Genomic DNA, 12,159 nt, shown 5'->3' with positions numbered 1-12,159 from the left:
TCCGCCATGACCGTAAACATCCTGTTTTCCGCGCGCCCTGCCCTGTGGCCAGTATACGAACCACTGCTGACCAAATACTTGACCGAGGCGGGGCTGGAATTTCAACTCGGCACCGAGCTCGCCCCCGAGCAGGTCGACTATATCGTCTATGCGCCAAACGGAGGGCTGCTGGATTTCGCGCCTTTTACCCAGTTGAAGGCCGTACTGAGCCTTTGGGCAGGGGTCGAGAAAATCGCGGGCAACGAGACCCTGACCGTACCACTTGCGCGGATGGTGGACCACGGCCTGACGCAGGGCATGACCGAATGGGTTGTCGGCCACGTGTTGCGCTATCACCTTGGGATGGATCGGCACATCACAGTTCAAGATGGTGTCTGGACCCCCGAAATTCCGCCGCTGGCGACCGAGCGCAAGGTTTGCATTCTGGGTCTCGGAGCGCTGGGCGAGGCTACCGCCCGCACGTTGGCCGCCCTGAACTTTGACGTCATGGGTTGGAGCCGCTCGGCCAAAGATATTCCCGGCGTCACATGCATGCATGGTGCAGACGGGCTGCGTGCCGCCCTGTCACAGGCCGAGATCGTGGTACTGCTATTGCCGGGCACACCCGCCACTGAAAACACACTGAATGCCGAAACGCTGGCACTGATGCCCAAGGGCGCGCGTATCATCAACCCCGGGCGCGGCCCTCTGATTGACGATGATGCCCTGTTGGCGGCACTGAACTCTGGCCAGATCGGTCATGCCACGTTGGACGTGTTCCGGATTGAACCTCTGCCCGCAGATCACCCCTATTGGACGCATCCGAACGTAACGGTCACTCCGCATATCGCCTCTGAAACCCGACCAGAAACAGCGGCGCAGGTGATCTGCGAGAACATCCGACGGGGTGAGGAAGGCGAACCGTTCCTGCACCTCGTCGATCGCAATTTGGGATACTAGGCCGCGATCAGGCCGCGCCCTTTCAGCAGCGCCTCTACCCCCGGCAACCGGCCGCGGAAAGCAAGGTACAACTCCTCGGCTTCGCGCGAGCCACCGGTGGACAGGATGTTTTCTTCCAGCGCCTTGGCGCATTCGGGGTCGAATGCGCCGCCCGCCTCTTCAAAGGCGGCAAAGGCGTCGGCATCCATGACCTCGGACCACATATAGCTGTAATAGCCCGAGCTATAGCCGTCGCCCGCGAACACATGCGCGAAATGCGGCGTGGCGTGGCGCATACCGATCGCCTTTGGCATCCCGATGCTGGTAAGAACCTCGGCCTGTTTCGCCATCGGATCGACCGGGGCGTCGCCATCATGGAAGGCCAGATCCACCAGCGCCGAGGCGACATATTCCACCGTCTGGAACCCCTGATCGAAATTGGCCGCCTTCAGCACCTTCTCCAGCATCTCTTGCGGCATCGGCTCGCCAGTATCGGCATGAGTGGCGAATTCGGCCAGAACCTCGGGGACCTCCAGCCAATGTTCATAGAGCTGACTGGGCAGTTCGACGAAATCACGCGCAACGCTGGTACCTGAAATGCTTTCATAGGTCACATTGGACAACATCTGATGCAAGGCGTGGCCGAACTCGTGGAACAGGGTCCGGGCATCGTCATAAGACAGCAGCGCCGGATCACCTTTGGCGAAATTGCAGACGTTGATCACGACCGGCGCCTGCACCTTGGGAAACTTGGCCTGCGACCGCATCGCGCTGCACCACGCACCAGACCGTTTTGAGCTTCGCGCGAAATAGTCACCGATGAACACCGCGATATGCTGCCCATTACGCGTCACCTCCCACGCGCGGCAATCGGCGTGATAGAGTGGGACATCCAGCGGTGCAAACTCTAGCCCGAACAGACGGTTCGCGCAGGCAAAGGCAGCGTCAATCATCCGGTCCAGCTGCAGGTAGGGCTTCAGCACTGCGTCATCCAGATCGTGCTCGGCCTTTCGCCGTTTCTCGGCGTAGTAGCGCCAATCCCACGCTTCCAATGGGCCGTTGACGCCATCCGCCTGCATCAACTGCGTCAGAATTTCAGCATCCTCATCGGCCCGTGATTTGGCAGGCTCCCACACCTGCATCAGCAGATCGCGCACCTTTTCCGGCGTACGCGCCATTTCGGTTTCCAGTTTGAAATCCGCAAAGCTGGCATAGCCCAGCAACTTGGCCCGCTCTTCGCGCAGTTGCAGGATTTCGGTTGCAATGTCGCGGTTATCGGTTTCACCGCCATTGGCCCCACGTGCGGTCCAGGCACGATAGGCCTTTTCCCTCAGGTCTCGGCGTGGCGAGAATTGCAGGAACGGCACAATCAGTGAACGCGACAAGGTCACAACCGGGCCATCCGCACCCTTGTCCTTTCCTGCGGCGCGGGCGGCATCCACTATAAAACCCGGCAGATCTTCCAGATCATCCTCGGACAGGTCCATGGACCAGTCGCGTTCATCCGCCAGAAGGTTCTGGGTAAAAGACGTCCCCAGCGAAGCCAAACGCGCCTTGATCTCCTGCATCCTAGCGTCTTCGTCGCCTTCAAGCGCCGCACCTGCGCGGACAAAACCGCGATGGGTCAGCATCAATACACGGGCCTGTTCATCGGTCAGGTTCAGCTTATCCTTGCGGCTCCACAGGTCTGCCACGCGCTGAAACAGCGCCTTGTTCGACGAGATGCCAGAGAAATGCGCTGACAATTTGGGCGAGAAGTCGCGCTGCAACGCTTCGCGGGCCGGGTTGCTATCGGCCCCGGCGACGGTGAAGAACACCGAAAGAACCTTGTCCATCTGCTCGCCTGCGGCCTCAAGTGCCTCGATCGTATTTGCGAAAGTGGGGGCGTCCGGGTTCGACGCGATCGCGTTGATCTGAGCGTTATGAGCCAGCATCGCCTGATCCAGAGCGGGGGCGAAATCGTCGTCGGCTATGTCGGCAAAAGGTGCAATTTCAAACGGTGTGGTCCAGTCGGACAAGATCGGATAGGTCATAGAAGCCTCCTTTGACCACAGAATTAGGAACGGTAGACCGGATGATCCAGAGCGGGGTTACGACCCAGCGCCACAAACCGGACAATCGGCACGACGGGACAAAGTAATCTTGCGGCTTTCACCATAAAGCGCGTCATAGATCAGCATTTCCCCACGCAGAGCCTGACCGGCTCCGGTGATCATCTTGATTGCCTCGACCGCCATCATCGAACCCACAACTCCGGGCAAAGGGCCGATCACCCCGGCCTCGGCACAGGACGGCGCCAGACCCGGAGCCGGAGCTTCGGGGAAGATACACTGATAGCAGGGTGCGCCATTGGCCGGATCGAAAACGCTCAGCTGGCCTTCCCATTGTGACAGTGCACCCGAGATCAGCGGCTTACCCAGCGCAACCGCCGTACGGTTGGCCAGATAGCGGGTGTCGAAATTGTCTGTGCCGTCGAGAATCAGATCGAAATCAGCGAACAGGTCGGAGGCGATCTCATCGGTCAGACGGCGGTGATAGGGCAGGACGGTGACATTGGGGTTCTGCGCCTGCATGGCTTGCTGGGCCGAGAACACCTTGGGCATGCCGATATCCGCATCGCGGTGGATCACCTGCCGTTGAAGGTTCGCGTTCTCGACCTCGTCATCGTCGATCACGCCTATTGTGCCCACGCCTGCAGCGGCCAGGTATTGCAGCGCGGGCGCGCCGAGCCCTCCGGCACCAATCACCAGCACCCGCGCCTTTTTCAACTTTTTCTGACCCGGACCGCCCAATTCACGCAGAACGATGTGGCGAGCGTAGCGCTCCAGCTCGGTCTCGGAGAATTTCTCGGATGGCATTGCGAGCTCCTGAGCTGAGGCTGGAGCGGCGCGACTGCGCAACGCTTTCAGCATGTGTCCATAGAGCAGTACCAGTAGCGCAGTACCGCCCAGTATCAGCCACATCGCCGCAGAGCCGCCGGTCGCCTCGCGCAAAGGATGCCCATCGGGAAGGAGCAATTGGGCCGTTATCACCCCCAGCAACAGAACAGCGACCGATGTTACGCGTGCCGACCGGGATACGCCCGCCAAATAGCCGACGCCCCACAGGGCCGCGGCGAGGATCAGAACCAGCAGCATCAGCCGCGCCCGGTCGAGCCGAAACCACCCACACCGCGCGTGGTGTCACTGAGCGCTTCAACCGCTTGGAACGTGGCCTGCACGACAGGGGCCACGACCAGTTGAGCGATGCGTTCGCCATGGGTGATCTCGAACACCTCTTGACCCGCATTCAGGACAATCACCCCCAGCGGACCACGATAGTCACTGTCGATGGTGCCGGGTGTATTGGGCAGTGTGATTCCGTGTTTCAGCGCAAGGCCAGAGCGGGGACGAACCTGCACTTCGAACCCCTGAGGAATTTCGATCCGCAAACCAGTAGGCACCAAGACACGCTGACCAGGTTCCAGTGTGATCGACACCCCATCCGGCAGATTCGCCCGCACATCCGCGCCGGCTGCCCCGGTTGTTTCATAAGACGGCAAAGGCACCGACGGATCAGCGCCCTCCTCGCGGATCACACGAATTGCAACCATCATTGTTCCTCTTGTCTAGCTGGTCAGCACATCGGCGATCTTTTGCGCCAAACGTTGGGCGACTTGATCTTTACCCATGCGCGGCCATTCCTCGGCACCCTCGTCCGAGATCAGGATCACCGCGTTTTCGGGGCCGCCCATTATCCCGGTTGCCGGGCTGACATCATTGGCCACGATCCAATCGCACCCTTTGCGCCCCCGTTTCGCGGTGGCATGTTCAACTACGTTGTCCGTTTCTGCGGCAAAGCCGACAACCAATTGGGGACGTCCGGTTTCGAGATGCGAGATGCGTTTCAGAATGTCGGGGTTCTCGGCAAATTCCAGTGTCGGCATCCCGTCACGGCTTTTCTTCAATTTCTTGTCCGAGGCGCTGGCTACCCGCCAATCCGCCACGGCTGCGGCAAACACACCCGCATCAACCGGCAGTGCAGTATCCACCGCATCGGACATTTGTTGTGCGGTTTCAACCGGCACAACCCGGACACCCTCGGGCGGCGGAACGTCTGCTGGGCCAGTTACAAAGGTTACGTCAGCGCCCAATGCAGCCAACGCCCGCGCCACGGCTGTCCCCTGCGCCCCGGACGAGCGGTTAGCGATATAGCGCACCGGGTCGATAGGTTCATGCGTCGGCCCCGAGGTCACAAGCACGCGCTTGCCGCTGAGCGGACCACCACCCAGCTCTGTTTCAATCGCCGCAACGATCTCAAGCGGTTCAGACATGCGGCCGGGGCCGTATTCACCGCACGCCATGTCGCCTTCATTGGGGCCAACAAAACGAACGCCATCCGCTTGCAGCTGTTTCAGGTTTCGCTGCGTTGCGGGGTGGTCCCACATCCGCACGTTCATAGCGGGCGCGCAAAGAACCGGCGTATCCGTCGCCATTAACAAGGTCGAAGCCAGATCGTTGGCCAGCCCCCCCGCCATCTTTCCCATCAGATCGGCCGTCGCAGGGGTAACGACAATCAGATCGGCCGAGCGCGACAGCTGGATATGGCCCATTTCGGCCTCATCCGTCAGATCAAACAGATCGCGATAGACCTTTTCTCCAGCCAACGCCGATACAGACAGGGGTGTCACGAATTCCTCGGCGGCGCGGGTCAGAACAGGCGTCACAGACGCGCCACGTTCCCTTAGCCGCCGGATCATATCCAGCGACTTATAGGCTGCGATCCCACCGCCAATGATCAGCAGAATGCGTTTCGATGCCAGCATGTTGAACCCTTCCTGTCCCGGTCGGCCCCGACATTAGGCAAGGGGGGCGGACAGTTCCAGCGGTTAATTGGATGTCTGAAACGCCAAGCAAGGATCTTCGCGTTCGATAGTCGGACTGTCGATCACGGCATCGAATTCTCCCTCGATGAGACCGTCCTCGGACTGGCCCAGCACAAACACTTTCAGCCCCGGACGCAGCCGGGACAGAAATGTTGGAATGCCCCGATCTTTTCGCGCGTGACCATTGCCGGTTATCACCGCAACCGGTCCGCCTGTCTCATCAGTCGCGCGAAGGATCGCTCGGGTCAACACAGCATCGCGCAGACGCTGAATAGCAACCAGCTGCGGCAACGCACTTTCTGGCATCGCATTGCAATGCGATGCCAGTTGATCGGCCTCGCGCGCGGCTTGCTCCTCGGCTGGTAGCGGAACGGTCAGACCATAACGCGCCGCATCCGCACCCAAGGCGGTGGCTGCGCCCCGCTCCATCGCGGCACGGGCGGCCGCGCGCGGAACCATGGCGCCATATACCGGCGCGTCCGAAGCCTGAAAGACCGGGTAATACATGCTGAGCGGCGGCCAGCCGGATTCGATCCATTCCAGAATCCGCGCAAGCTCCTCGGGGTCGGATACAGCCTTATCCGCAAGACGTTGCGCACTTTCCTCGGTCACCATCTCCCACACGACGGCAGAGGGTTTCACAGCCTTCAACGCCTCGGCCTGAATAACATGATGCTGAGGATTGTCGTGCACCTCACCCAGAATCACCACGTCCGCCGAAGTCATCGCGGACAGAATATCATCGGGGATCAGATCATCGGCATGCCCGGGGCTGGCCATAACCGCAAATGCGCAAAGCAGAATCGCAAGATGTTTCATGCGATGAAGTGTTGCACCTCACGCGATTGAGCTTCAAGGCTCTTGCGCATTTTAACAAATGCCGCTGCCTCTATCTGGCGCACGCGCTCCTTGGACAGGCCAAGCTCCTGCCCCAGACTTTCAAGGGTCCGTATGGGTTCACGCAGCTTGCGTTCGCGAACGATAAACCTTTCGCGGTCGCTGAGCGCCTGCATCGCCGTCACCAACCATTCGCGCAACTGTTCTGTGTCATGGCTATTTTCGACTGTCTCGGCGGCCTGCTCCCGCTCATCTTCCAGCGCATCAATCCATTCGCGCCCATCTTCGTCGGCCGATTGTACGGCGTTCAGTGAAAAGTCGGAACCAGATAGGCGTCCTTCCATCATTTCCACGTCGCGCAGCGGCACGCCAATTTCGGCGGCAATCATCTGGTGCAACTGATAGCGATCCAGATCCATCCCATCGCTTGCGGCTTCGCGCTCCAACCGGGCCTGAACCCGGCGCATGTTGAAAAACAGCGATTTCTGGGACGATGTCGACCCGGTTCGCACCATCGACCAATTGCGCATCACATAATCCTGAATGCTCGCCTTGATCCACCAGACCGCATAGGTCGAAAAGCGCACGCCCCTATCAGGATCAAACTTGTCCGCCGCCTTCATCAAGCCCAGACCAGCCTCTTGGATCAGGTCATTCATCGGCGCGCCATAGCGTTTGAACTTGGCCGCCATGGAAATCGCCAAACGCATGTAAGCTGTAATGAGTCGATGCAATGCCTTTTCGTCACGCTCATCACGCCACGCATAAGCCAGTTTCAATTCCGTCTCCGCGTCCAGCAATTCGGCCTTCATCGCTTGCCGCGACATCGAGAAATCGTTTGCATTGTCGAGTGCCATTGAAATCTCCCCTTTTCACTGGCGCGGGCTGGGCTTGCCTTGCCGATCTATGGTCGATACGCAGAACAAAACCGGGTGGATCATAAGAAAGGTAATTATAGTGTATCCGGATTTAACCTTTGTGTTGGGGGGTGCGGCCTCGGGAAAGTCGGCATTTGCCGAACAACTGATTGTTTCATCAGGTAAAAATCAAATTTACCTTGCCACATCACAAGTGTTTGATGACGAGATGCGCGAAAAGGTTCAACGCCACATTGCCCAGCGCGGGCAGGGCTGGGAAACCATCGAGGCACCATTGGGCCTTGGCCCGGCTTTGGGCAATTTGACTCCTGACGACATCTGCCTGATCGACTGCGCCACCATGTGGCTGACCAATCACTTGCTGGCCGAAAACGATCTGGAACAGGCGCAATCCAACCTGTTGCAGGCATTGAAATCATGCCGCGCGCCGATTGTGATAGTCTCGAACGAGGTCGGCCATGGTATTGTCCCAGACAACGCCTTGTCCCGCAGGTTCCGCGACGCGCAGGGGAGGTTGAACATCGCACTGGCAGCGCAGGCCGATCTGGCTGTGCAAGTCATCGCTGGGCTACCATTGGTGCTGAAAGGGCAACTGCCATGACCCGCCTGCATCTTGTCCGGCACGGGCCGACACATGCTAAGACCATGGTCGGATGGTCCGACATTCCGGCCGACCTCAGCGATCACGCCGCCATTGCACGCCTGCACGACCACCTGCCTGCCAAGGCATTGGTCATCTCATCCGACCTTTCGCGCGCCGCCGACACTGCTACGGCCATTCAGGGCAAACGCCAACGCCTGCCGCATCATCGCGATCTGCGCGAAATCCATTTCGGTACTTGGGAGTTGCGCGGTTTCAAAGAGATCGAGGCCGAAGACCCCGAGCTGACCTTTGCTTATTGGGACAACCCCGGCGACGTGCGCCCCCCGAGCGGCGAAAGCTGGAATGAGGTACGCTGCCGCGTCGATGCCGTGATCGACCAATTAATCGCAGGTCATTCCGGGCGCGATCTGATTGTTGTTGCCCATTTCGGCGTGATCCTGACCCAAGTTCAGCGTGCCCTTGGACTTACTGCCTTTGAGGCATTCAGTCATCGCATCGACAACCTCTCGGTCACGGACATAACGCACCGTGGTGATCGCTGGTCGGTGGGGCGGATCAATCACTGCCCGTGATCACATCCCGCACAAATCACTGATTTACTGATCGGTCACACCACGCCATCCTCGTGAAATGACTTATGATTTGTTTATCGGAGACCGCCTGTTTTCCAGTTGGTCCTTGCGCGGCTGGCTGATGCTGGAAAAATTCGGCCTGCCCTATCGAAGCCAGATGATCGGCCTCTATTCCGGCACTATGGCCGAGGATATGAAGCCGCTCGCCCCGGCGCGCCTTGTCCCCGCCCTGCGCCTGCCCGATGGCACCGTCGTGGGCGAAAGCCTCGCCATGGCAGAGACGCTGGCCGAAAACCACCCCGAGGCCGGGTTGTGGCCGCAAGACCCCTCCGCCCGCGCGACCGCCCGGTGGCTCTGCGCCGAGGTGGTGGCCGGGTTCAACACCCTACGTGCAGAATGCCCGATGCAACTCCTGCACTGCTGGCAGGGGTTTACCCCGTCACCTGAGACCCGGGCTGATCTGGAACGGATCGAAACGCTCTGGGCCCATGCTCGCGCTGTATCCGTTTCAGAAACCGGCCCGCTCTTTGGCGAATATTCTCTGGCGGACGTGTTTTTCACGCCGGTCGCCGCACGGATTATTGGCTATGGCTTGCCGGTGTCCGAGGCCAATAAAGATTATTGTCTGGAATTGTTATCCGACCCAAGAGTGCGCCAATGGCGCGCGATGGGGATGACGGTGACCTATGACCCATTCCCATATGCGTTGGACCTGCCATCCATGGCCTGGCCGATCGGTTCCCAATCCGGCGCACGCCCGATCGAAGGCGGATCTTCGGTTAACGACGCATGCCCCTATTCCGGCAAACCCGTCTCGCATTTTCTGGAACTGAACGGGCAGCGTTGGGGCTTTTGCAATCAATTCTGCCGTGACAAAACTGTCGCGGACCCCGATGCCTGGCCAAAATTCACCGAAATGGCCAGCGCTGTTAACCATTCTTAAACCGCGTCCATGGCAGCAACGACCTGTTAACCAAAAAGGTCGTACATGGTCGCCCGTTCTCACACCGTTGCCTTCCAAGGCGTCGATGCCCGCCCGGTCGAGGTGCAATGCGCCGTCTCGCCGGGCCTACCCGCATTTTCCATTGTCGGTCTGCCTGACAAGGCAGTGTCCGAGGCCCGCGACCGTATCCGCAGCGCGCTAAATTCCATGGCCATTGCGCTGCCTTCGAAACGGATCACCATCAACCTCTCGCCCGCCGACCTGCCCAAAGAAGGCAGCCATTTCGACCTGCCCATCGCCGTCGCGCTGTTATCCGCGCTGGAAATCATCCCATCCGACGCTGCCGAAGGCGCAGTTTCGCTGGGTGAGCTGTCATTGGACGGCTCGCTGGTTCCGGTTGTCGGTGCCCTGCCCGCCGCGATGACTGCCGCTGCCGAGGATCGATCACTGCTCTGCCCCCGCGCCTCTAGCGCCGAGGCCGCCTGGGTCGATGCCACACAGGTAATTGGCGCAGGCTCATTAGGCGATGTGGTACGGCATTTCTCGGGCCAGTCACCTTTACCTGCTGCCCAGCCTGGCGAGGTAAACCTAGCGCCCAGCGCCCGCGATTTGCGCGATGTGAAAGGACAGGAAAGGGCCAAACGCGCACTGGAGATTGCCGCCGCAGGCCGCCATCACCTGATCATGATCGGAACCCCTGGTTCCGGCAAATCCATGTTGGCCGCGCGCCTACCCGGTATTCTGCCACCGCTGACGCCGACTGAGGCACTGGAAACTTCAATGATCCAATCGTTGTGCGGATTGCTGGACGAAGGTGGCATCAGTCGCACCCGCCCGTTTCGCGAACCCCACCACACGGCATCGATGGCGGCAATCGTGGGCGGGGGGAAAGGGGCAAAACCGGGTGAAATCTCGTTGGCCCATAATGGCGTATTGTTCATGGACGAGTTCCCGGAATTCCCCCGTACGGTGCTGGAAACCCTGCGACAGCCAATTGAGACCGGAGAGGTCATGGTCGCCCGCGCTAACGCCCATGTGAAATACCCCTGCCGCTTTATGTTGGTGGCTGCCGCCAACCCTTGCAAATGCGGATATCTGACTGATCCTGCCCGCGCCTGTTCGCGGGCACCCGTTTGTGGTGAGGACTATCTGTCCCGCATATCAGGCCCGTTGATGGACCGGTTTGACCTGCGGATCGAGGTGCCGCCCGTTGGGTTCACAGACCTTGATCTGCCGCCATCCGGGGATAGTTCTGCCACCGTCGCGGCCCGCGTCGAACAGGCCCGTGCTATTCAGGCCGAACGGTTCACCCACACGCCGGGAACACGCCAGAATGCTGATGTTGAAGGTACGGTTTTGGAAGAAATCGCCGCGCCAGATGCTGAAGGCAAAGACCTTTTGCTAAAAGCTGCAGAACGGTTTGGTCTGTCAGCCCGCGCCTTTCATCGCATCCTGCGGGTGGCGCGGACCATTGCCGATCTGGATGGCGAACCGGACGTCCGTCGCCCGCATGTGGCCGAGGCGCTGAGTTTTCGCATCAGCGCCAAAGTCACGTCCTAAAGCTTGGCCTCGATTGCCTGCCAGATCTTTTCGGCAATATTTACGCCGTCAAACCGCTCCAACTCCTGAATACCGGTTGGCGAGGTGACATTGATTTCAGTCAGATAATCGCCGATCACATCGATCCCGACAAACACCTGACCCTTTTCCTTCAATAGAGGGCCAATCGCGTCGCAAATCTCGAGATCCCGCTGGGACAGGTCGATCTTCTCGGGACGACCACCCACATGCATGTTTGAGCGCGTCTCACCAGCAGCAGGAACCCGGTTGATCGCGCCCACGGCCTCGCCATCCACCAGAATCACCCGCTTGTCGCCATTGCTGACATCGGGCAGGAATTTCTGGACGATTAGCGGCTCTCGCGAAAATCCGGTGAACAGCTCATGCAACGAAGTCAGGTTGCGGTCATTGGCATCCAGCCGGAAAACCCCAGCGCCGCCATTGCCGTAAAGCGGTTTCAGTATGACGTCGCCATGCTTTTCCTTGAATGCCTTGATCGTCTGCAGATCACGCGCAATCGTCGTCGGTGGGGTCAGGTCGGGAAAATCCAGAACCAGCAGCTTTTCGGGGTAATTGCGCACCCAGAACGGATCATTAACCACCAATGTCTGCCCTTTCAGGCGATCCAACAAGTGTGTCGACGTGATGTAATGCATGTCAAACGGAGGGTCTTGACGCAGCCAGACCACGTCGAACTCGGTCAGATCGACCTCGCGTTCCGGGCCCAGTTCAGCGGGGTTGCCGGCGACGCGTTGCACTTTCATGTCATGTCCGCGCGCGGTGATCCGCCCTTGTTGATAGGCCAGCTGATCCGGGCTGTAGAAGAACAACGTATGCCCACGCGCCTGCGCCTCTTCGGCCAGACGGAACGAGCTGTCTGCATTGATGTCCACGGCCCCGATCGGGTCCATCTGAAAGGCGATTTTCATGGCGTGTCCCTCAGTTTCACGCCAGATACATGGCCCAGCGGGGCCGGGGGTTCA

Annotated in this window: 12 protein-coding genes; 5 read left to right on the top strand and 7 right to left on the bottom strand. The window is 59.6% G+C overall.

The window, feature by feature from the left end:
• Window positions 1–6 precede the first annotated feature (6 nt).
• Entirely contained in the window at window positions 7–939 is a 933-nt protein-coding gene (locus GOW93_RS15080; RefSeq protein ID WP_170385956.1) for a 2-hydroxyacid dehydrogenase, read from the top strand.
• Here GOW93_RS15080 and GOW93_RS15075 read toward each other — a convergent pair.
• The 6 genes from GOW93_RS15075 to GOW93_RS15050 all read right to left on the bottom strand — a co-directional run bounded on the left by GOW93_RS15075 (window position 936) and on the right by GOW93_RS15050 (window position 7,476).
• Window positions 936–2,951 (bottom strand): M3 family metallopeptidase, encoded by a 2,016-nt coding sequence (locus GOW93_RS15075; protein ID WP_170385953.1) that lies wholly within the window; start codon window positions 2,949–2,951, stop codon window positions 936–938. The two genes, GOW93_RS15080 and GOW93_RS15075, sit on opposite strands and share 4 nt — an antisense overlap.
• Before the next feature lie 57 nt (window positions 2,952–3,008).
• Window positions 3,009–4,055: a HesA/MoeB/ThiF family protein gene (locus GOW93_RS15070; protein ID WP_170385950.1), complete on the bottom strand. Its 1,047-nt coding sequence runs from the start codon at window positions 4,053–4,055 to the stop codon at window positions 3,009–3,011.
• Window positions 4,055–4,510, bottom strand: a complete 456-nt coding sequence (dut, locus tag GOW93_RS15065) for a dUTP diphosphatase (RefSeq protein ID WP_170386163.1) — start codon at window positions 4,508–4,510, stop codon at window positions 4,055–4,057. Before dut ends, GOW93_RS15070 begins: the two co-directional genes overlap by 1 nt.
• A 15-nt stretch (window positions 4,511–4,525) precedes the next feature.
• Window positions 4,526–5,722: a bifunctional phosphopantothenoylcysteine decarboxylase/phosphopantothenate--cysteine ligase CoaBC gene (gene coaBC / locus GOW93_RS15060; protein WP_170385947.1), complete on the bottom strand. Its 1,197-nt coding sequence runs from the start codon at window positions 5,720–5,722 to the stop codon at window positions 4,526–4,528.
• A gap of 63 nt (window positions 5,723–5,785) precedes the next feature.
• The gene (locus tag GOW93_RS15055) at window positions 5,786–6,601 is read right to left on the bottom strand and encodes a ChaN family lipoprotein (protein WP_170385944.1); all 816 of its coding nucleotides are present in this window, start codon (window positions 6,599–6,601) and stop codon (window positions 5,786–5,788) included.
• Window positions 6,598–7,476, bottom strand: a complete 879-nt coding sequence (locus GOW93_RS15050) for an RNA polymerase factor sigma-32 (protein WP_170385941.1) — start codon at window positions 7,474–7,476, stop codon at window positions 6,598–6,600. Before GOW93_RS15050 ends, GOW93_RS15055 begins: the two co-directional genes overlap by 4 nt.
• A 100-nt stretch (window positions 7,477–7,576) precedes the next feature.
• Here GOW93_RS15050 and cobU point away from each other — a divergent pair, with 100 nt between their 5' ends.
• From cobU to GOW93_RS15030, 4 genes are read left to right on the top strand one after another with little or no spacing between them, the layout of a single operon-like run.
• On the top strand, window positions 7,577–8,098 hold the full coding sequence (gene cobU / locus GOW93_RS15045; RefSeq protein ID WP_170385939.1) for a bifunctional adenosylcobinamide kinase/adenosylcobinamide-phosphate guanylyltransferase: 522 nt from the start codon (window positions 7,577–7,579) through the stop codon (window positions 8,096–8,098).
• A complete protein-coding gene (locus tag GOW93_RS15040; RefSeq protein WP_170385936.1) occupies window positions 8,095–8,673 on the top strand; it encodes a histidine phosphatase family protein in 579 nt (192 codons plus the stop codon). Before cobU ends, GOW93_RS15040 begins: the two co-directional genes overlap by 4 nt.
• A gap of 58 nt (window positions 8,674–8,731) precedes the next feature.
• Window positions 8,732–9,616, top strand: a complete 885-nt coding sequence (locus GOW93_RS15035; protein ID WP_170385933.1) for a glutathione S-transferase — start codon at window positions 8,732–8,734, stop codon at window positions 9,614–9,616.
• A 45-nt stretch (window positions 9,617–9,661) separates the two neighbouring features.
• Complete coding sequence (locus GOW93_RS15030) at window positions 9,662–11,176, top strand: YifB family Mg chelatase-like AAA ATPase (protein WP_170385930.1); 1,515 nt, start codon at window positions 9,662–9,664, stop codon at window positions 11,174–11,176.
• Here the strand turns inward: GOW93_RS15030 and gshB are convergent.
• A complete protein-coding gene (gshB, locus tag GOW93_RS15025) occupies window positions 11,173–12,105 on the bottom strand; it encodes a glutathione synthase (RefSeq protein WP_170385927.1) in 933 nt (310 codons plus the stop codon). The two genes, GOW93_RS15030 and gshB, sit on opposite strands and share 4 nt — an antisense overlap.
• Between the last annotated feature and the right edge of the window lie 54 nt (window positions 12,106–12,159).

Source organism: Ruegeria atlantica (assembly GCF_013032455.1).
In the GTDB taxonomy this organism is placed as follows: Bacteria; Pseudomonadota; Alphaproteobacteria; order Rhodobacterales; family Rhodobacteraceae; genus Ruegeria; species Ruegeria atlantica_B.
This window is presented reverse-complemented; position numbering and strand designations above follow the sequence as displayed.

Bases quoted from the DNA above. Each gene is read 5' to 3' on its own strand.
- GOW93_RS15080 (WP_170385956.1), top strand. From the start codon at position 7: ATGACCGTAAACATCCTGTTTTCCGCGCGCCCTGCCCTGTGGCCAGTA.
- GOW93_RS15075 (WP_170385953.1), bottom strand. From the start codon at position 2,951: ATGACCTATCCGATCTTGTCCGACTGGACCACACCGTTTGAAATTGCA.
- GOW93_RS15070 (WP_170385950.1), bottom strand. From the start codon at position 4,055: ATGCTGCTGGTTCTGATCCTCGCCGCGGCCCTGTGGGGCGTCGGCTAT.
- dut (WP_170386163.1), bottom strand. From the start codon at position 4,510: ATGGTTGCAATTCGTGTGATCCGCGAGGAGGGCGCTGATCCGTCGGTG.
- coaBC (WP_170385947.1), bottom strand. From the start codon at position 5,722: ATGCTGGCATCGAAACGCATTCTGCTGATCATTGGCGGTGGGATCGCA.
- GOW93_RS15055 (WP_170385944.1), bottom strand. From the start codon at position 6,601: ATGAAACATCTTGCGATTCTGCTTTGCGCATTTGCGGTTATGGCCAGC.
- GOW93_RS15050 (WP_170385941.1), bottom strand. From the start codon at position 7,476: ATGGCACTCGACAATGCAAACGATTTCTCGATGTCGCGGCAAGCGATG.
- GOW93_RS15040 (WP_170385936.1), top strand. From the start codon at position 8,095: ATGACCCGCCTGCATCTTGTCCGGCACGGGCCGACACATGCTAAGACC.
- GOW93_RS15035 (WP_170385933.1), top strand. From the start codon at position 8,732: ATGACTTATGATTTGTTTATCGGAGACCGCCTGTTTTCCAGTTGGTCC.
- GOW93_RS15030 (WP_170385930.1), top strand. From the start codon at position 9,662: ATGGTCGCCCGTTCTCACACCGTTGCCTTCCAAGGCGTCGATGCCCGC.
- gshB (WP_170385927.1), bottom strand. From the start codon at position 12,105: ATGAAAATCGCCTTTCAGATGGACCCGATCGGGGCCGTGGACATCAAT.